The organism is Streptomyces sp. NPDC006296 (assembly GCF_040613235.1).
GTDB lineage: Bacteria > Actinomycetota > Actinomycetes > Streptomycetales > Streptomycetaceae > Streptomyces.
In genome coordinates, this window is the sequence record NZ_JBEXRT010000014.1 from 128,679 (window position 1) to 148,449 (window position 19,771).

Annotated in this window: 13 protein-coding genes, 3 tRNA genes and 2 pseudogenes; 9 read left to right on the forward strand and 9 right to left on the reverse strand. The window is 71.8% G+C overall.

The window, feature by feature from the left end:
• Positions 1–5: 5 nt before the first annotated feature.
• Positions 6–893 (reverse strand): DUF2797 domain-containing protein, encoded by an 888-nt coding sequence (locus ABZ172_RS12865; protein WP_356883199.1) that lies wholly within the window; start codon positions 891–893, stop codon positions 6–8.
• A gap of 216 nt (positions 894–1,109) precedes the next feature.
• On the opposite strand from ABZ172_RS12865, the gene sigJ reads away from it, so the two are divergent.
• The 3 genes from sigJ to ABZ172_RS12880 all read left to right on the forward strand — a co-directional run bounded on the left by sigJ (position 1,110) and on the right by ABZ172_RS12880 (position 4,521).
• The gene (sigJ, locus tag ABZ172_RS12870; RefSeq protein WP_356883201.1) at positions 1,110–2,054 is read left to right on the forward strand and encodes an RNA polymerase sigma factor SigJ; all 945 of its coding nucleotides are present in this window, start codon (positions 1,110–1,112) and stop codon (positions 2,052–2,054) included.
• A 119-nt stretch (positions 2,055–2,173) separates the two neighbouring features.
• Positions 2,174–3,370 (forward strand): FAD-dependent oxidoreductase, encoded by a 1,197-nt coding sequence (locus ABZ172_RS12875; protein WP_356883203.1) that lies wholly within the window; start codon positions 2,174–2,176, stop codon positions 3,368–3,370.
• Positions 3,371–3,828: 458 nt separating this feature from the next.
• Positions 3,829–4,521 (forward strand): hypothetical protein, encoded by a 693-nt coding sequence (locus ABZ172_RS12880; RefSeq protein WP_356883205.1) that lies wholly within the window; start codon positions 3,829–3,831, stop codon positions 4,519–4,521.
• Positions 4,522–4,990: 469 nt separating this feature from the next.
• Here ABZ172_RS12880 and ABZ172_RS12885 read toward each other — a convergent pair whose 3' ends face one another.
• Together ABZ172_RS12885 and ABZ172_RS12890 are read right to left on the reverse strand one after the other, a co-directional pair.
• Entirely contained in the window at positions 4,991–5,656 is a 666-nt protein-coding gene (locus tag ABZ172_RS12885; protein ID WP_356883207.1) for a YdcF family protein, read from the reverse strand.
• Positions 5,656–6,261 (reverse strand): annotated as a pseudogene (locus ABZ172_RS12890) (UTRA domain-containing protein); the annotation flags it as partial. The gene ABZ172_RS12885 and the pseudogene ABZ172_RS12890, both read right to left, overlap by 1 nt.
• Here ABZ172_RS12890 and ABZ172_RS12895 point away from each other — a divergent pair.
• Positions 6,261–6,575: pseudogene (locus ABZ172_RS12895) on the forward strand (tyrosine-type recombinase/integrase); the annotation flags it as partial. The pseudogenes ABZ172_RS12890 and ABZ172_RS12895 sit on opposite strands and share 1 nt — an antisense overlap.
• A 78-nt stretch (positions 6,576–6,653) precedes the next feature.
• Here ABZ172_RS12895 and ABZ172_RS12900 read toward each other — a convergent pair.
• Together ABZ172_RS12900 and ABZ172_RS12905 are read right to left on the reverse strand one after the other, a co-directional pair.
• A tRNA-Arg gene (locus ABZ172_RS12900) sits at positions 6,654–6,726 on the reverse strand.
• A gap of 217 nt (positions 6,727–6,943) precedes the next feature.
• Positions 6,944–7,034: transfer RNA gene (locus ABZ172_RS12905), tRNA-Ser, on the reverse strand.
• A 435-nt stretch (positions 7,035–7,469) separates the two neighbouring features.
• Here ABZ172_RS12905 and ABZ172_RS12910 point away from each other — a divergent pair.
• Positions 7,470–7,940, forward strand: a complete 471-nt coding sequence (locus ABZ172_RS12910) for an SSI family serine proteinase inhibitor (RefSeq protein ID WP_356883209.1) — start codon at positions 7,470–7,472, stop codon at positions 7,938–7,940.
• 344 nt (positions 7,941–8,284) lie between these two features.
• Positions 8,285–12,442 carry a PAS domain-containing protein gene (locus ABZ172_RS12915; protein ID WP_356883211.1) on the forward strand — a complete coding sequence of 1,386 codons (4,158 nt, stop codon included), beginning with the start codon at positions 8,285–8,287 and terminating at the stop codon, positions 12,440–12,442.
• A gap of 132 nt (positions 12,443–12,574) precedes the next feature.
• Here ABZ172_RS12915 and ABZ172_RS12920 read toward each other — a convergent pair whose 3' ends face one another.
• From ABZ172_RS12920 to ABZ172_RS12930, 3 genes are all read right to left on the reverse strand, one after another.
• Positions 12,575–14,221 carry a long-chain fatty acid--CoA ligase gene (locus tag ABZ172_RS12920; RefSeq protein ID WP_356883213.1) on the reverse strand — a complete coding sequence of 549 codons (1,647 nt, stop codon included), beginning with the start codon at positions 14,219–14,221 and terminating at the stop codon, positions 12,575–12,577.
• Between the two features lie 471 nt (positions 14,222–14,692).
• A complete protein-coding gene (locus ABZ172_RS12925; RefSeq protein WP_356883215.1) occupies positions 14,693–15,247 on the reverse strand; it encodes a SigE family RNA polymerase sigma factor in 555 nt (184 codons plus the stop codon).
• 229 nt (positions 15,248–15,476) lie between these two features.
• A complete protein-coding gene (locus ABZ172_RS12930; protein WP_356883217.1) occupies positions 15,477–15,788 on the reverse strand; it encodes a hypothetical protein in 312 nt (103 codons plus the stop codon).
• A gap of 264 nt (positions 15,789–16,052) precedes the next feature.
• On the opposite strand from ABZ172_RS12930, the gene ABZ172_RS12935 reads away from it, so the two are divergent.
• The 3 genes from ABZ172_RS12935 (at position 16,053) to ABZ172_RS12945 (ending at position 18,918) form a co-directional block, all read left to right on the forward strand.
• Positions 16,053–16,964, forward strand: coding sequence for a bifunctional DNA primase/polymerase (locus tag ABZ172_RS12935; protein WP_356883219.1), 912 nt, complete (start codon positions 16,053–16,055; stop codon positions 16,962–16,964).
• A 286-nt stretch (positions 16,965–17,250) separates the two neighbouring features.
• The gene (locus ABZ172_RS12940) at positions 17,251–18,324 is read left to right on the forward strand and encodes a hypothetical protein (protein ID WP_356883221.1); all 1,074 of its coding nucleotides are present in this window, start codon (positions 17,251–17,253) and stop codon (positions 18,322–18,324) included.
• A gap of 180 nt (positions 18,325–18,504) precedes the next feature.
• Entirely contained in the window at positions 18,505–18,918 is a 414-nt protein-coding gene (locus ABZ172_RS12945) for an Imm10 family immunity protein (protein ID WP_356883223.1), read from the forward strand.
• A 122-nt stretch (positions 18,919–19,040) separates the two neighbouring features.
• Here ABZ172_RS12945 and ABZ172_RS12950 read toward each other — a convergent pair.
• Positions 19,041–19,137: transfer RNA gene (locus tag ABZ172_RS12950), tRNA-Ser, on the reverse strand.
• Positions 19,138–19,771 lie beyond the last annotated feature (634 nt).

Consider the following 19,771-nt stretch of genomic DNA (forward strand, 5'->3'; position numbering starts at 1 on the left):
CGATCTCAGAACAGCCCGTCCTGCACACCACCGCCCCCGAGCGCCACCACCGGCACGCTCATCCCCGCCCGGGCGTCGGCTCCCGTCAGGTCCCAGCCGGTGACGAGCCGGGTGTCCAGCACGACGATCCCCTCGTCCGCGGTCGCCAGATGGAGGTCGGGCCCGGCCGCCGCCACCAGCCGCCCGGCCACCACACCGCCGTCCGCCAGCCCGGTCACCACCCGCGCCGCGGCTCCCGCACCGCCGAGGCCGAACACCCCGGCGTGGTCGACCGCCTCGAACGGAAGCCGTTCGAGCGCCTCCGGCCAGCCGGCACCCTCCAGGGCCCCGGCCCGCCGGTACAGCCCCTCGATCTCGGCGGCCCGCTCCGCCTCCGCCGGCAACTCCCCCCGCACCGCCCGTTTGCGCGCGTACGGGATCCGGTCGGGCACCCCGAGCGCCGAGCGGAGCAGCTCCTCCGTACGCCGCGCCGCCATCAGCGGCCCACGCCCCAGCCAGCTGAACACCACGGCCCCCTGCTCCCGCAGCCGCGCGGCACCCCGCGCCTCCCCGGTGATCCCGACCTTGACCATGCCGGGCCCGAACCAGGCCAGGTAGACGCGGTACGTCCGCGGATCGTCGGCGATCGTGTCGGCGGCCACCGAGTGCGCCCGGTCCAGCCGCGCGCACTCCGGGCACCGCGCACCCGTGCTGCGTACCGGCACCACGGCCCGGACCGGGCACGGGTTGCCGCGCGCCCCGGTGCAGTGCCGCTCACCCCCGGCACGGAACCCGAGCTCCTTCCCGTAGGCCAGGACACTCGTCCGCCCCGGTCCCGCCCCGTCACCGCGCACCCAGCCGAGGACGGGCGCACCGTCGGGCCAGCGCAGCCCGGTGCACCGCCAGCCGCTCATGCCACACCTCCCGGCTCGCATCCGCCGGGCCGCACCCTGCTGCGACGAGGCCCGCGCAGACCCTAACGAACCGGCCCCCACGACCGCTCCCGCCCCGGTGCTCCGGCCGCCGGGAGGACACGAACCCGTCGCCCGCCGAGCGGTTCGGGCACCGGACAGGGACGACCACCGTGAGAACGCCCGGCCGTCCCCGGGACAGCCCTTAGGATCCGGGGCATGGCTCTGACCGTGAACGACATGGACCGGTTCAAGGCCGCCATGCCCCGCCTGGAAGCCATCGCCTACCGCCTCCTCGGCTCCGCGAGCGACGCCGAGGACGCCGTGCAGGACACGTTCCTGCGCTGGCAGGCCGCGGACACCGAACGCATCGAGGTCCCCGAGGCCTGGCTGACGAAGGTCCTCACCCACCTGTGCCTCAACCAGCTCACCTCGGCCCGCGCACGGCGCGAGACCTATGTGGGCCAGTGGCTGCCCGAGCCGCTGCTCGCCGGCGACCCGATGCTCGGCCCCGCCGACACCGCCGAACAGCGCGAATCAGTCTCGTACGCGGTCCTCGCCCTCATGGAACGCCTGACCCCCAACGAGCGGGTGGTCTACGTGCTGCGCGAGGCTTTCGGCCACCCGCACCGGCGGATCGCGGAGATCCTCGACATCACCGAGGCCGCCAGCCAGCAGATCTTCCACCGCGCCAAGAAGCACGTCGCGGAGGGCAGGACGCGCACCGAGGTCGACGGGGCAGCCGCCCGGCGGATCGTCGACGAGTTCCTTGCGGCCGCCACCAGCGGGCGGACCGAACCGCTCGTCCGGCTCCTCACCGGCGACGCCATCGCGCTCGGGGACGGCGGCGGAAAGGTCCCGGCACGCACGAAGGCCTTCGAGGGCGCCCTCGCGGTCGCGACCTTCATACGGGGCCTGTTCAAGCCCGGCCGGGCCAAGCGCGCCCTTGTGGGCGGCTCCCCCGGGGTCTTCGTCACCACCGCCAACAACACTCCGGCCCTCGTGGTGGTCCTCGACGGCCGGGTCATCGGCGTCATGTGCATGGAGATCGGAACCGACGGCATCGCCGCGTTCCGCAGCCAGGCCAACCCGGACAAGCTCGCCCGCGCGACCCGGCACTGGGCCGCCTCCGACCACGGAGAACCCCTGCTCGTCATGTTCTGACCACCGCGGGACGACCGCCCCGGACCGCCGTGTGAGGTGCTTCACACGGCGGTCCTGTCAGGAAACGGCGGGCTGCCCGGTTCAAGGGGGGAACCCGCGTGAGAGACAGGAGCAGGGACATGAAGCACCGCATCGTCGTCCTCGGAGCCGGCTACACCGGAGCCATCGCCGCCGGCCGCCTCGCACGGCGCCTGCACGGCGCGGACGTGGCCATCACCCTCGTCAACGCCGAGCCGGACTTCGTCGAGCGCGTCCGGATGCACCAGCTGGCGGCAGGACAGGACCTCCGGCCACGGCCCTTCCGCGAGATGTTCGCCGGCACCGGCGTCCGGCTGACGTTCGCCGAGGTCACCGGCATCGACGTGGACGGCAGGACCGTGACCGTCACCGACCCGGACGGGACGCGCGAGCTGGCCTGGGACAGCCTCGTCTACGCCCTCGGCAGCGGCTGGAACACCCACGGGATCCCCGGCACCGCCGAACACGCCCACGACATCACCGGCCGCCCCGGAGCACTGCGGCTGCGCGAGCGGCTGGCCGGGCTGCGGGCCGGAGCACCCGTCGTCGTCGTGGGCGGCGGCCTCACCGGCCTGGAGGCCGCGACCGAGATCGCCGAGGCCCGCCCCGACCTCGACGTCTCCCTGGCCGCCCGCGGTGCGCTCGGCGACTGGCTCTCGCCCAAGGGCCGCGGGCACGTACGGAAGGTCTGCGCCGGACTCGGCATCACGGTGCACGAGCACACCGCCGTCACCGCCGTGGCGGCCGACCACGTCACCACCGCCGACGGCCGACGGGTCCCGGCCGCGGTCACCGTGTGGACCACCGGCTTCGCGGTCCACCCGCTCGCGAAGGCCACCACCCTGGAGGTCACCGGCACGGGCCAGATCGTGGTCGACGGAACCATGCGCTCGGTCTCGCACCCGGACGTGTACGCCATCGGCGACGCGGCCATGGCCATGGGCCCCGGCGACAAGCCCCTGCGGATGTCCTGCGCCTCGGGCACACCCGCGGCCTGGCAGGGCGCCGACGCCCTCGCGGCCCGCCTGACCGGCACGAAGCTCCCCGACATGCCGATCCGCTACTTCAACCAGTGCATCTCGCTGGGCCGCCGGAACGGCCTGATCCAGTACGTGACCGCCGACGACCGCGCCGTACGGGCGGCCCTCACGGGGCGGGCCGCCGCCGTCTACAAGGAACTGATCTGCAAGGGCGCCGCCTGGAGCGTCGCCCACCCGGCCTTCGGCCTTCTCACCCGCAACCGCCGCCTCACCCCACGCCGCCCCGACACCTCCCCGGCCACCCCCACATCCGCCTGACCCCGGCCCGGCCCGATCTCCACCACGGAGCCCCAGGGGCCGGGCCCCCGCACGAGGCCCCGGCCGACGAACCGGCCGGAGCCGCACAACGGGCCGGCCCGCCCCACGGGACGCGGTGGGCGGGCCAGTCTCAACTCATCCGCACGACAGGGGCGTTACCCCCTCGCCACGACACACGAAAGAGGCCCCCAGGATTTCTCCTGGGGGCCTCTCACATGCTGTGCACTCGGCAGGATTCGAACCTGCAACCTTCTGATCCGTAGCTCTAGCCGGATCGGTCAGGGTGGGGCAGAAAGGTCATCATCCAGGCACTGTCGGGTGTTGCAGTCCGTGGCTGGTTGATGTGGTTGCGGTACTTCGCTGCTGTACCGCTGGCTGCCCAGAACTCCCCGTTACGTCACCTACTTCTGCCTTCAACGTCTACGATGCTGCTCTCAATGTGAAACATAGGGGGGCGCATGGGAGTTTTCGAGGAACATCCCGGGTACGAAAAGGTCAGATTCCTTGACGAAAAAACGGCCGCAAAATATAAGGAGTTCATTGATGAAGTGCGCACTAACGTGCCACTCCGAAAAATAGCCAAAAGTGAAGACCTGAATGAACTCCAGCACTACCTCAGCATCATTAATTCCGAGCTCGAATACATTCAATCAGATTCGGTAAATCCGGAATTCCGGATGCGAGCGCGCGCCCAACTCCATCGCAGGAAAGAGCTAATCGCGTCACGCCTCTACGAGGTTAGCAGCAAAAGGCAGATCAGTTCACTGCGCGAGGCTGTAGACCTGATCCCAGAGTCCGGGAATAGAGAGAAGATTGAAGCCGAACTGGATGCGCTCGAAAAAACTGCAGAGGCTCACGCGAGCGACAGTCGAAGAAACATCGCCGAGCAAAGCGAATGGGACAAGAGTGATGCACTACTCAAGCAGCATATATCCGAGCGCAAGTGGAATGTTCGCGCCCAGCTACTTGCTCGCGAGTCCGTTGCTACGCTAGTAGGATCGCTACTCCTGGTCGGGTTGGCAACCGTCATTACGGTCGCCATGTTCCTGAATGTTCAGGTCACAGAGATTTTGACTAACAGTTTCTTGATAGTGCTTGGATACTTCTTCGGCCAGAATAGCGATAAACGGAAGGGTGGGCCGGAAGTCTGAGTCGCCAGATCAGCCCACCACTCTCCCCAGCTCCCATCCCGTCCGCCGTCGACCCACACACCGTGGAGCGGGCGTGGTTCATGGCGTCCAGGTGGAGCGCCCCACTGGACGAACGACCTGGACGCCACGGGCCGCGTCTGCTCGGCTCTGCCTGGGTCGATGGTGGACGGGATGGGAGCCCCCAACGCTCGCCACGATGTGCCCGCGGCCGGGAACGGCGCCGCCTCCCACCCGGTGCCGGCCGATCCCCCGCCGGAGGCATCGTCTGTGACCGTGGGCCGAAGTCGTCGCGTGCTCGCCTCATGACCTCCGGGCCTATCCACTGTGGGCGGGCGTCGGCGCAGCCGGGGCGGAGCGGGCCGAAGGCAGGAGCGGCGCCCCGAGCGGAGCCGGGAAGCCCGCCCGGCGGAGCGGAGCGCAGCCGGGTGCTTGATGAGGTAGAGAAACCTGTAACAGCTCTCAGCGTCGGTCAAGCAGGATGCGAGTCGTTCGGCAGGAGGCGGCTGGTGAAACCGGCTTGGCGGAGTCGCTGATACGCCTCGGCTACATCGGCAGGTACGGGCTGGCGGATCATGAATCCCTGATCCGGATAGATCATCAGACGCTGTAGTGCGCCTGTAAGCATGTCGATCACCAGGTGTGCGTCACCGATGGAGTCGACGTACTCGTCCAGAGTCATCGGTGTCGAAGCGCTGACGATCTCGACCTCGGGCCACAGCTTGCGGGCGGTGGCGTATGCACGCCGCTCCTCGTACGGCTTGCTGATCAGCAGGACAGAAGCCACCTCGACGCCCCTCCCCTCCAGCACTTCTCGCGAGAAGCGGATGTTCTCACCCGTGTTGCGCGCCTTCGGCTCCACAAGAACCGCGGAGCTGGGCACACCCAATTCGATTGCCCGCTCCCGGTAGTGGACTGCTTCTCCGCGAGGCATCCGCTCCCGGGTCGTGGGGCTCGTGGCTCCGGTAAAGAGCAGGAGCGGCACCCACCCCTGCTGATACAGGTCTGCCGAGGTGTCCGCCACTCCCAGATCATGGCTGCCGAGCCCGATGGCAACGGAGCAGGGCTGAAGAGCGTGGCCCATCTGGTGGTAGTCCCAAATGCGCCGAGCGTCTGCCCAGTCCTGTGCAGAGATCACTACGAGCCTTCCTTGTCCCTCGCGGAATCAGGCACCTGGAAGTCGTACTCCCAGGCAAAACGTGATGCCGCATGCACCCCGATAGCGAACTCCACCACCGTGCCATCAGCTGTGAACGTCGTCCGGTGCAGTTCAAAAACGGGCTCTCCGGGCGGCAGCTGGAGAAGCCTCGACTCGTCCGGGGTGGCGGCCCGAGCGAAGATTCGCTCTCTCATGTGGTCGATCTCGTACCCGGCGTCGTAGAGCACGCGGAACCCTCCGCCCCGGCCGGCAGGCCCGGGTGCCGGGTCGACGATGCGGGTTCCCTCGACGTGTTCGGGCCGGTAATAGCTCGTCAAGGTGTAGGTGGGCTGCTCGCCTTCCTTCACAAGCCGCGCCCGCGCGTACACCTCAGCTCCTTCGGGCAGGCCGTGAGCTGCCGATACGGCAGGGGGAGCCTCCACGCGGCTGACAGTCTGCGTCTGCTCGTTCCGGCGGTAGGCACGTCCGCTCGCCACACGGTCCGCAGTGAACGCCACTTCGTCGCCATCGCGCCACTTGGCCTTGTCGTATCGAGCGATACCGAGTCGCTTGAGGGGAACTTGCTGACGCACAACTGTGCCGTGCGGGCGAACTCTGGCAGGACGCTCACGGCCTGGTCTTCACGACCAAGTACAGCACTCCGATCGAGCCGGGGAACCTCACCCGGATGTTCGCGCTCCGGGCTCGCCGTGCCGGCCTCCGGGTGATCCCTCTGCGGAACACCCGGCACACCTGCAGTTCGCTCCTGGTCGCCCTCAAGGTGCACCCGAAGATCGCTCAGCGGATTCTTCGGCACTCGCAGATCGCCATGACGATGGAGGTCTACGCCGAGGCGAGTGAGGAAGAGGTGCGCGCCGCGATCAGCCAGCTGTCCGACGCGATGGGCGGTACCGGCTGACACGGTTGCTGTACTTCGCTGCTGTACGGGCAACGCGAGAGGCCCTCAGGATTTCTCCTGAGGGCCTCTGGCCTGCTGTGCACTCGGCAGGATTCGAACCTGCAACCTTCTGATCCGTAGTCAGATGCTCTATCCGTTAAGCTACGAGTGCGTGTCCTTGGCCTGAGCCTCGGTCCCGCTCCCCGGGTTTTTCTCCCCGGTCGGCGTTGCGAGAACAACATTACATGACCTGCGCCGTGACGCGAAATCCATTAGCCACACCGGACCCGACCTGCGGAAACACCCTTCTGGAGCAACCTCCCGGACCGCTCTCCGGGCCCGGGGACGACCGAAGCCCCGTGCCTGGGGCACGGGGCTTCGGTTTCCTGCGGAGGCGGAGGGATTTGAACCCTCGATGGGCTTTAAGACCCAAACCGCATTAGCAGTGCGGCGCCATAGACCGGACTAGGCGACGCCTCCAGCACACCCCGCGCAAGCGCGGGTGGTGCGTGCAGATGATGACACAGACGAGCGCGCTGTCACCAATCGCCGCTCACGGTACTAGGCAGGTGGGCAGCGTGGCAAAGCCCTTCGGCGGGTGTCCGCCCCGCAGGCTCCGGCCGAGATCACTCCGGTTCTCCCCCGGCACGCACCCCTCGCAGATCCCCCTCTCCTCCCCCTTCGCCCCGTCCCTCCCCCCGTCCGCCGCGTCCGGTCGGGTGTTCCGGGGCGGGTCTTCCGGCGGTCGGCCCCCCATGAGTTGCGCAACGTGTAGGCGTGAGCAGCGTTAGAGAGAGCAACGAGGGCTCCGCCCTCCGTCCGTCACCCCCCAGGTGCCCGGCGTGCGTGATCATCCGGCGCGCGCACGGGCAGGCCGGCGCGCTCCCGGGCGCGCCAGAACAACAGGAGCCCCGCATGCTGCGCCGTATCGCCCTCACCGCTGTCGCGTCCCTCGCCGCGCTGTCCGCCGCGGCGCCCGCCGCCACCGCGTTCGCCCCTCTCGTACCGCTGCCGCCGCTCCCCGTGCTCCAGGGGGACCGTGCGACGGCTCAGGACATGGAGACCCGGCTGACCGTGACGGTCTCGGAGTCCGGCAACCCGGCGGCCGACGGGGTCTTCGAGCTGGAGTGCGGTCCCGCGGGCGGCAGCCACCCCGCCGCGCAGCGTGCCTGCGACCTGCTGGACGAGGCGGCGGAGGAGGGGGACAACCCGTTCGTGGCGACGGACCGCAACGCCATGTGCACCCTGCAGGCCGGCGGGCCCGCCGCCGCCCGGGTGCAGGGCACCTGGCAGGGCGAGACCATCGACGCGCGCTTCAGCCGGGCCAACGGCTGCGAGATCTCGCGCTGGAACAACCTGGTGCCGGTGCTCCCCACCGCCCGCTGACCACCGTCCGGCGGGGCGTGAGCCGGGACTTCGGCCGGGGCGGGCGGCGTCCGCCGGAGCGTGCGCGGGCCGCCCCCGGAGGGCCCGCGGCGCGCGGTCCGGGGCCGGCCGGGGCGTTCACCCGCCCTCGGTCCGACGGCATCGGAGCACGTCAGAGGGGGCGCTCGCAGTCCCGGCCCGGACCACCGGCGTACACCGTGTGCACAGAACCTTGGTGAGAGCTCCCCCTCATCCGCCGCCCGTCGTGCGCTCCTGCCTTTAGACTCCTTCAGTGACAGCCTGAGGCCCGAGGGGCAGGATCGGGCCCGCTGTCGGCAAGGTGCGGTAATCAGGGAGGAAGCGTCGTGAGCAGCAGGCCATCCCGAGGCGCTGCTCGCCTCGCAGCCATACTCGACGCTCTCCCGGACGGGCTCCTGCTCGTCAACTGCAACGGCACGGTCGTCAACGCCAACACCATCGCCCTCGAAATGTTCGAGACCCCGGGCACCGCGCTCGTGGGGCGTGGACTGCTCGATCTGCTGCCGGAGTTCGACTCCCGGCTGATCCCGGGCTCGATGCGGCGGCCGGACACCGCCGACGAGCTGGGCAGGACCAAGCCGACGCGGATGACCGCGCGCCGTACGGACGGCACCGCCTACCCCGTCGAGGTCACCAGCGCCTCGCTGGACAGCGGCCAGGCCGGGTACAACGACATCCACTCCAGCTACACCGGGGACGAGCTGCTGATGCTCGTCGTCCGGGACCTCTCCGGCACCGTCGACACCGAGGTCGAACTGGCCCGTTCGCAGCGCCAGACCGAGATGATCCTGCGGGCCGCCTCCGAAGGCGTCGTCGGTACGGACACCGACGGCAGGGTCGTGCTGGTCAACCCCGCCGCCGCCCAGATCCTCGGCTTCCGTGCCAGCGACCTCGGCGGCCAGGAACTGCACCCGCTGATCCTGCACTCGCGCGCGGAGGGCGGCCCGTTCCCGTACGAGGAGTCGCCGCTCGCCGACACCCTGCGGTCCGGCCGCAAGCACCGGGTGCGCGGCCAGGTGCTCTGGTCCAAGAGCGGTGCCCAGGTGCCGGTGGACCTGACGACCGCTCCGGTGCGGGACGGCGACCAGCTGGTCGGCGCCGTGATGACCTTCACCGACCGCCGGCCGTACGAGGAGCTGACCCAGCAGCAGACCGAGGAGGTCTCCGGTCTCACCGAACGGCACGCGGCCGAGATCGCCGAGCTCACCGAGAAGCACCGCGCCGAGGTCGAGGCGCTCACCGAGCAGCACGCCGCCGAGACCGCCGACCGGACCGAGCGGTACGCCGCCGAGCTGGAGGAGCGGACCGAGCAGCTCGCGGGTCTCGGCGACCGGCACACCCAGCTGACGGCCGTGCTGGGCGAGTCGCTGCGCGGGCCGCTGGAGGAGCTGCGGGGCGAACTGTCCGCCCTCGCCGCGGACCCGGCCGGTCAGCTCTGGCCCGAGGCCAACCAGATCCTGCACCACCTCGCCGCCGGTTACGCGCGCATGACGACGCTCGTCGACAACGTGCTGAGCTACCAGCGCCTGGACACCGGCGCCGAGGAACTCCTCAAGCAGACGGTGCTGCTCGACGCCGTGGTGACCGCGGGGATCGACGGCGCGGTCGAGCTGATCGGTCCCGGGCGCGCCCAGTTCGCGGTGCACGCGCCGCCGATCGAGGCCGAGGTCGACGCCGGCCGGCTGGTCACGGCCCTCGCCCACCTGGTCGCCGACGTGGCCGGTGTCGACTCGACCGGCAAGGCCCGCCCGGTACCGGGCGGCGGCTACGTCGACTCCACCGTCGTGGTGGCCGCGGCGCAGCGCGGTGACGTCGTACGCATCGAGGTGCGCGGGCCGTTCGCCGGGGGCGACCCGGTGCACGTACCGATCGTGCGCGGCATCGTCCGGGCGCACGGCGGTGTGCTCCAGACGCACGAGATGCCGGGGATGAGCGGCAGCGCGTACGTCCTGGAGGTGCCGCTCGGCACGGGTGCCGGGACGATCGCGGCCCCGCCGGTTCCGGTGCCCGAGGAACCCGTCGTGCCGGAGCCCGCCCCCGAGGCCACGCAGGGCGGCCGGCGCCGGGCGCGCAGGGCGTCGACCGACGCGTTCCTGGACGGTCCCGTCGACGGAGGGGCCGCGGCGCCGGAGTCCGGTGACACGGCTGCCGCCGAGCCGACCGGCCGGCGCAGGGCCCGCCGTGGGCCCGCGGACCCGCAGGAGCAGCAGCGGGAACAGGACATGACTCCGCCCCGGCCGGGCGAGGGGTCCGGCCGTCGGCGCGGCCGGCCCAGTCCGGCGGAGACGGGTGCGCCGGCCCCGGCCGAGCAGCCCCGGCAGGCACTGGCCCTTCCCGCGGCGCCCTCCTCGCCCTCCCGGGGATCCGTGGTCACGGCGGCCGAGGGTGCGCAGGGGCACACCGGCCGCCCGCAGCTCGGGCCGACGGTGCCGCCCCAGGGGGTGCCGCAGAACGGCTCCGGCCGGACCGGGCGTCAGGGCGCCCAGCCCGCGCTGCCCGCCCGTGCCTCGGCCGACGCCCCGGGGCAGGAGCCGCGGCAGGACCAGCAGGCCCCGCAGCAGTCCGGAGGGCGACGGGCCCGCCGGGCGCTCGCCGCCGCGCAGGAGCGCGCCACCGCTGCCGAGCCCTCGGGGCCCCGTACCGCGTTCGCGCTGCCGCCCGCCGCCGCGGACCGGATCCCGCCGGCCGCTCCGGGCTCGCCGGTCGTGGCGCCGCCGTCCGCCGCCCCCTCCTCACCGGCACCGCAGCCGGTGCCCCCCGCCGCGCCCGCCCCGCAGGCCCCCGGCCCGCAGATGTCCGCCCCGCAGCCGCCCACCCCGCAGATGTCCGCCCCGCAGCCGCCCACCCCGCAGATGTCCGCCCCACAGGCGCCCGCCGCGGGTCCGGCGCGGCCCGCGCCCGCTCCGCAGGCGTCGTCGGGGGACGGACCGCTGCCCGAGCGCCACGACGCCGCGCGGAACGCCCCGGACGCGGACCACACGCCGCCTCAGCCGCACCCGGTGCCGTCCGGCCGCCGCAGGGCACGGCCCGCGGAGGCGCCGGAGCCACAGGCGCGGCCCGGCCACCCCGTTCCCGGGCAGCCGCTGCCGGCCGTCCCCCCGCAGCCCGACTGGCCGCAGGGCGGTGGCCCGGCGCCCGTTCCGGCCGCGCCCGGACGCGAGGCCGACGTGAATCCGGCCGAGGACGGGCCCTGGGCGGGTCCCGGCAGCACCGCGCACACCACCGGCAACGGCGCCGGAGCCGTGGCCGCAGCGGCTCCCGCGCCGGAGCCGCATCCGGCCGACGGCGAGGCCGCCGGGCCCGTCCCCGACGCGCGGCACCAGCCGCTGCCCGCGGAGGCGCCCATGCCGCCGTCGGCGGATTCGACCCAGGGCCGTGCGTTCAGCGTGCGGACGCTGGGGCAGGGGGTGCCCTTCGCCCAGCACCTCGCGCACCAGCAGAACCAGACGCTCGGCGGTGCCGGGCGGCGCCGTAAGCTCGCCGCTCCGCCGGAGGCCGAACGCCAGGCCCCGCCCGCCATGGCCCCCGCACCCCCGCAGCCGGTCCCGGCCCCCGTGCCGCCGCAGCCGGGTGGCGCGCAGGGAGACACGGTGCAGGGTTCGGGGAACGGCAGGCTGATGTCCGCTCCCGCGTCCGAGGGGCGTTCCTACGCGATAGGGGCCCCCGACGAGGGCGCCGAGGGGCCGGAGCCGCTCGACGGTCCCGGTGGCGCCGTCGAGGTCGCCAACCGCCCGCAGCCGCAGCCCGTCGACGACGAGCTGCCCCCGGAGCCGCTGGACAACCCGCGCCGGCTGCTCGTGTGGCCCGCCCCGGACGTGTCCACCCAGCAGGCCCTCAGCGACCGCGGCTACCGTCCGGTGATCGTGCACTCCCGCGAGGAGGTCGACGCGCAGATAGCGGCGTTCCCGGCCGCACTGTTCGTCGATCCACTGACCGGTCCGATCACCCGCACGGCGCTGCAGTCGCTGCGTCAGGCGGCCGTGGCGGCGCAGGTCCCGGTGCTGGTGACGGCCGGTCTGGGGCAGGCGACCAGGGAGGCGGCGTACGGCGCCGACCCGGCCGTGCTGCTCAAGGCGCTCGCCCCGCGCGACAGTGAACAGCACCCGCCGAGGGTTCTGGTCATCGAGGAGCACGAGGAGATCGCGCTGGCGCTCACGGACACCCTGGAGCGCCGCGGCATGCAGGTCGGCCGGGCATCCGGGGACGGCGAGGCGGTCGATCTCGCCACCCGGATGCGGCCGAACCTGGTGGTGATGGACCTGATGCAGGTGCGCCGTCGGCGTGCCGGGATCATCGACTGGCTCCGTGCGAACGGCGCCCTGAACCACACACCGCTGGTGGTCTACACCTCGGCCGGCATGGAGGAGGGGGACCTGCCGCGGCTCGCCTCCGGTGAGACGGTGCTCTTCCTCGCCGAACGCTCGACGAGCGACGAGGTGCAGGCCCGGATCGTGGACCTGCTGGCGAAGATTGGGACCAACTGACGCCGGACGCGCACGGCGCGGACCGCGCGCATGACGCCGGATCGTGCGACCCGGTGCCCGCGCGCACGCCGGGGGCGGCACGGAAGGATCCGTACCGCCCCCGGCGTGCGTCGAGGCCTCGGGCCGTCCCGCTCAGAGCTGCGTGATGTCCAGCTCCCCCTCGGCGTACTGCCTGCGGATCACCTTCTTGTCGAACTTGCCGACGCTCGTCTTCGGCACCGCCGGGATGATCGTCCAGCGCTCGGGCAGCTGCCACTTGGCCACGGACTGGGCCAGGAAGGTCTTCAGCGCCGCGTAGTCGGCGGTGGCGCCCTCCTTGAGGACGACCGTCGCCAGGGGGCGCTCGCCCCACTTCTCGTCGGGCACGGCGACGACCGCGGCCTCGGCCACGTCCGGGTGCGCCATGAGCGCGTTCTCCAGATCGACGCTGGAGATCCACTCGCCACCGGACTTGATGACGTCCTTGGCCCGGTCGGTGAGCGTGAGGTACCCGTCCGCGCTGATCACGCCGACGTCCCCGGTCTTCAGCCAGCCGTCCTCGCTGAACTTGTCCTCGGGCCGCAGGTCCTCGCCGTCCGCCCCGCCGTAGTACGCACCGGCGATCCAGGGGCCGCGTACCTCCAGCTCACCGGCGGACGCGCCGTCCCACGGCAGGTGTTCGCCCCCGGGGCCGACCAGGCGCGCCTCCACACCGGCCGGGAACCGGCCCTGGGTGATGCGGTAGGGCCACTCCTGCTCCTCGGTCAGCCCGGCGGGCGGGTTGGACATCGTGCCGAGCGGCGAGGTCTCCGTCATGCCCCAGGCGTGGCAGAGGCGCACACCGAGCTTGTCGTACGCCTCCATCAGGGACGGCGGACAGGCGGCGCCGCCGATGGTGACGCTCGCCATCGAGGAGAGGTCGCGGGGCTTGGCGGTGACCTCGGCCAGCAGCCCCTGCCAGATGGTGGGTACGGCCGCGGCGTGCGTCGGCCGCTCCCGCTCGATCATCTCGGCGAGCGGGGCCGGCTGCAGGAAGCGGTCGGGCATCAGCATGTTGACGCCGGTCATGAACGTCGCGTGCGGCAGCCCCCACGCGTTCACATGGAACTGGGGCACGACGACCAGCGTGGTGTCCTTGTCGGTCAGCCCCATCGACTCGGCCATGTTGACCTGCATGGAGTGCAGATAGACGGAGCGGTGGGAGTAGACGACGCCCTTGGGGTCTCCCGTGGTGCCGGAGGTGTAGCACATGGCCGCTGCCTGGCGTTCGTCCAGCTCGGGCCAGGCGTAGGCGGTGGGGCGGCCGGCGATCAGCTCCTCGTAGTCGTGCACCCGGGGCGCGGCGCCGTCGAGCACGGAACGGTCGCCGGGGCCCGACACGACCACGTGCTCGATGGAGGACAGCCGGGGCAGCAGCGGTGCGAGCAGCGGCAGCAGCGACCCGTTGACGAGCACGACCCGGTCGTCCGCGTGGTTGACGATCCACGCCAGCTGCTCGGCGGGCAGCCGCAGGTTGAGGGTGTGCAGCACGGCGCCCATCGAGGGGATCGCCAGATACGCCTCGACGTGCTCGGCGTTGTTCCACATGAGGGTGGCCACCCGCTGGTCGCCGTCGACGCCCAGCTCGTCGCGCAGCGCGTGCGCCAGCTGCGAGGCGCGCCGGCCGATGTCGGCGAAACTGCGCCGGTGCGGCTCCGGCTCGCCGGTCCAGGTCGTCACCTGCGACGTCCCGTGGATGGTCATCCCATGGGTCAGGATGCGGGTCACAGTCAGCGGTACGTCCTGCATGGTGCTCAGCACGGCGTCCTCCCGGTGGGCGCTACGCGGCGGTAAGAGTGCGCTGATTCTGCTCACATACCAAGCGGTATGTCACTACTTCCGGGCGTACGAATCGGTGTCGTCCGGCAGAAAGAGGTCCGGGACGGGCACGGGCGGAGGGATCTCGCACGCACCACGGGCCCGGGGACGCCCATCCGGCGCACCACCCCGTCCGGCCCGGGATTCCGGCCCCCTGACCCTGGCCCGGGATTCCGGCACGGGCCGCCCCGGTCGCCGCACAGGGGGCCGTGGTCGTTGACTTCCCGCATCCGGACGGCAGGCGCGCCGACTGCGCCGGACGGGGGTCCGGCCGTTTGTACGGTGATGATCCGGTCGCCTGCGCGGTGGGACTCCGGCCGTCCGTGTGAGGGCGATCCGGCCGGCTGCGCGGCGGGACTCCGGCCGTCCGCACGGCAGGGATCCGGCCGTCCGACCGGCAGGGATCCGGTCGGGTCAGCGGACGAGGCTGAGCTCCGGGTCCTCACGGAGCTTCCCGAGCGCGCGGGACACGGCGCTCTTGACCGTACCGACGGACACGCCCATCACCTCGGCCGTCTGCGCCTCGCTGAGGTCCTCGTAGTACCTCAGGACGACCATGGCCCGCTGGCGGTCCGGCAGCTTGAGCACGGCACGCCACATCGCGTCGTGCAGCGACTGCCGCTCGGCCGGGTCCGGGGCGGGGGCGGCCTCCTTCTCGGGCAGCTCCTCGCAGGCGAACTCGTCGACCTTGCGCTTGCGCCACTGCGAGGTCCGGGTGTTCACGAGGGCGCGGCGGACGTAGCCGTCCAGCGCCCGGTGGTCCTCGATCCGCTCCCAGGCGACATAGGTCTTGGTGAGCGCGGTCTGCAGCAGGTCCTCGGCGTCACTCGGGTTCGCGGTGAGGGACCGCGCGGTGCGCAGCAGCACGGGGCCCCGGGCCCGCACGTACGACGAGAACGACGGATAGCGGCGGTGTCCGGCGGAGGCAGCGGCCGCCCTGGAGGCTCCGGTGCAGACTGGCGTGGTCATACCTCCACGCTAGGAGCGGGCGCGGACGAGGGGATCGGCCCCAGGTCCCGAAGCCGCGTCCGCCTCAGGTTGTACGGGTCGGGCGCCCTGCACCTCCTGAAGGTGGAGCGGCGGTCCCGCACAGCTCAGGGTGGTCACCCCGAGGCGACGGCCCGCCCCCGCACCGCGCGGGAGCGGGCCCGCACGCCGTGGCCGGTGGCCACCGCCGCACGGACCCGCCCCGGCCGGGTCACCAGAGCGGCGAGAAGTTCACCGCGACGATGTGCGTGGACTGGTCGATCCACGTGAAGTACGAGCCGGTCACCTGCGCCGCGTTGCTGTGGTTCGAGGCGCCGTCACCGACGGCCTGCTGCTGCGACGTCGACGAGTTCCCGGAGTTGTCCCCTCCGACGCCACCGGATCCGATGGTCGCCACTCCCGCGTTCGACCCGCCGCTCGCGAGCGCCCCGTTGTCGGCGGCCGCGACCCCGGTGAACAGAGCCGCGGCGAGCGGCAGGGCGGCCACGGCGGCGAGGGCTCGAGCGGTCCGGATACGTGCCATGTCAATTTCCTCCAGGAACCGAAGATGCGGCTTGGTAGGGCTTCTCGATACGGGTGGTCCGGGCCGGCCGGCCGGTCCCCCCGGTGCGGGTCACGACGTCGCGGAGCAGAACTGCCCACCGCATCCCCGGCGAACCGCCCAGGACACGCGATTCCCCCGCACGTATGAGAACCCCCCGATAAACCCCCCGGGGGGGCAGGCGTTGCACCGCGAGCAGCCCCGCCCCCCCTTCCTTTCTTCGAACGCTTGTACGAAAATGAATCCATGGCCACCACCGACCGGCAGACCGCCACCCTGGCCCTGGCTCACGCGCTCTCCGCCGCGGAGCGCGGGCTCCCCGTCTTCCCGCTGTCCGCCACCAAGCTCCCCGCCCTGCGCTCACCGCACCGGGACGAGGACCGGCCCGTGCGCTGCCGGGGCGCCTGCGGACTGCCGGGACACGGGGTCCACGACGCCAGCACCGACCCGGCGACCGTCCGGGCGCTCTTCGCGGCGGCACCCCGGGCCACCGGGTACGGCATCGCCTGCGGCCGCGCGCCGCACCGCCTGATCGGCATCGACCTCGACATCGACACCAGCCACGGCCACGACTCGGTGGCCGCCCTGCGACAGCTCGCCCTCCGGCACCTCTTCACCCTCCCGCCCACCGTCACGGTCCTCACCCCCAGCGGCGGACGGCACCTCTGGCTGACCGGCCCGCAGGGGATCGACGTGCCCAACTCCGCGGGCCGGCTCGCCCCCGGCATCGACGTACGCGGAGCCGGCGGCTACCTCGTCGGCCCCGGCTCCGTCACGACCCACGGCCTGTACCGGCTCGCCCCCGGCACCGCACACCTGCCCCCGGCCCCCTGCCCCCGCGCCCTGCTGCGCCTGCTCACCCCACGGCCGCACCCCCGCCGCCCCGCCGACCGCACACCCTCCGGCCAGGCACCCTCCGTGCGGGCGCCCTCCGTCCGGCAGGGGCAGGGCCTGGTCCGGTTCGTGCGCGCCGCGCACGAGGGCCAGCGCAACACCCGCCTGTTCTGGGCGGCCTGCCGCGCCTACGAGCACGGCTTCGGCGACGCCCTCGCGGACGCCCTCACCGACGCGGCCGTCCGCACCGGACTGACCGAACAGGAGGCCCGCGCGGCGATCGCCTCGGCCGCGCGCCTGACCACCCCGCGGCGCCACCTCTGACGGCGCGCTCCCCGTCACACCTGCCGGCTCCTCGACCTGTGCCGACGGGCTCCTCGGCCTCTGACGGCGGGCTCCTCATTGCCCGTTCCCGGCAACGAGGAGCCCGCCGTCATGCTCGGATGCCCCCTGACCGTGCCCCCGCTCCCCGTCGCACAATGCACCGGTGACGCCCACCGGAACGGACCCGTCCCGCCCGAGGAACCGACCGAGCGACCGTCCAGGGAACCGCCCGAAGAACCACCCGGGGAGCCGTCCGGGGAACGGCCCGGGGACACGTGCCGCCGGGGTGTTCGGCGCCGTGTGCGTGCTGGTGGCCGGCTGGCTGCTGCTGGTCGGCATGCGCGGCGCACTCGCCGAGGAGAGCGCCTTCAGGTCGGCGCCCGCCTGCACGTCCGGCACCCGGGACGCCGGCGACTCCCGCGATCCCCGCGATCCCCGCGACGCGAACTGCCTGCGGACCGTCACGGTCCGCATCGACCGGACCGACGAGGTGAAGGGCCACAAGACACCGACGTACCGGCTGTACGTCACCGAGCCGGACGGGACCGCCCACCGCACCCACCTGCACGGCAGCCCGCGCGAAGCCCCGCTCGCGAAGCCGGGAACCACGGTCGAGGTCACCTCCTGGCGGGGCCTGATCCGGTACGTCGACTTCCCGACGACCCGCCGCCCCACCCTCGCGGACCCGACGGACGAATACAGGCTCTTCTGCTCGCTGGGCCTCGGCCTCGCCTTCTACGGCGCCGCCTTCCTCTGGGGCGGGTACCGGCTGTCGCGGCGCACGCCCCACACCCTCCGGGCGTACTCCTGGCAGGCGTCGGTGACGGTCGCGGGAGGGCTCTGCCTCACCCTGCTCGGGGTGACCGCGCCCTGGTTCACCGACACCGCCGGAAGCGCGTTGCGGCTCGTCTCCGTGGGCACCCCCGTGGTGCTGATCGCCTGCCTGGGGGCGGCCGTCGTCCTGAAGCGGCGTCACCGCGGTGACGACACCCTCGCCCTGACCCCCGCCGTCCCCACCGAGGAACAGGTCATCGGAGGCCGGGTCCTGGGCGCCACCCCGTACGCGGACGGCGGCGGCGGTTTCCTCGTGGTCGGCCCCGGCTACCTGGCCTCCACCCCCGACCCCACCGGCACCACCCTCCGCCGCGAGACCCCCGGCACGCTGACCCCGGTACGCGTCCGCCCGCCCTACACGACGGACCCCGCCGGCCGCCCCCACTACGGCGGCCGCGCCCTCGTCCTGGAGTGCGAGGACCACGGCGAGGAGGTACTCGTCGTCACCCGCAGACAACACATGCCCACAGTCCTGGGCGCCCTCGGACACCCCCACCACCACACCGACTCCCCAGTCCTGCCGTGACCTCCGCCAGGACACCGGACACATCCCCTCGACCGCCCGTCACGGCGAAGACCTGCACGACAGGCACCACCGAGAACGTCTCGCGGACGGGACGGGAGCTGGGGCAGGCGGTGCAAAGGAGCGTGGCCAGGCGATCCGGCCACCCCATCGACCGTCAGACCTCAGTGCTAGAACACCTGCATGACATACAGGTTCACGGCACTGATTGCGTGCGGACTCGGTGATCCAGAAGTGGACGACTGTCTGATGGCAGGTGTGGCGGAGTCGGACGACGAGGACGGATTCTCGCTGATGTTCATGTGCGACCTCGACGAGCCCGACGCACAGGACGTGTCCCTGGGCATGGACACGCACTGCCTCGTCACACCCGACCAGGGCACTGCCTACGGCTGCGTAACCGAAGTACATCTGGACGACGCCGTGCTGCGGGTGACCTTGGATCCTGGCTCACTGGACGACCTCGGGCTGACCGACCCTGTCGTCGAGGCGCTGCTTCGTGCCCCGGCGGAGGACTTGGCGCGTATGCGTGAAGTCCTGCCGCGCATCCTGCAATACGGACGCCCTGAAGCCCGCCCCAGACTGATCAGGGCGTAACGAGAGTCTCGTGCCCTAGCCGTGCCCGACAGGCCGGGGACTCACGGTGAATCACGGTCTCCAGCGGGCCATGCACACGACGTAGGCCCCCGACCGTTATTCACGATCAGGGGCCTCTCGCCTGGCGGTGGGTGTGGGATTTGAACCCACGGTGACTCGCGCCACGACGGTTTTCAAGACCGCGCCGCGGAAGCAATCCAAGCTGCGCTGACCTGCACCTATGACTCGCGTGCCACCTTGAGCGTCACCGGTGGCCCGCATATGGCCCACAGACACAACCGCACCCCCGCCGAATCGTGTTGTGGATCCGCGCCGCAGAGCAACCTGCAGGTCTCCCACACCCTGAGCTTGGGAATCGGCAGGCGGACTTGAGACCGATGCGCCCTGACCTGCAGTAGTGACGCTGCGGTGCCCGTCTGGCGGCCGCTGCTGTGGCTTCAGGTGACCGCTGCTGACCGATGGTTCTGGCACACGTATGGCACGGGATCAGCGCTGGTTCGCTGCGGTGCTCACGAGGGGCGGGCGAGTCTCCACCGACCCGCTCGGGCAAGCCTGCAGACCAGGCGTTGAGCGCGAACGTTGGGGCGATCAGCGCACCTGCTGTCCGTTCGCCGGCCCCGTGCCGCTTGGGAGGTTAGTTCGTTGTCTAGGCACGATGGGTAGATGTTCGACAGAATGACCACAGTGATCAGCTCGTCGGTCAAGATCGTTTGAGGGTCACTGTCATAGGGGTGGGTAATAATCACATACGACGTTCCAGGGGGGATCTTGGAAACGTGGCCTGACAGCTTCCCGGACGCATGTCCTCCGAGCGATGCGGATGCGGCGACGGGTACTTTTTACCGGTTGGTCG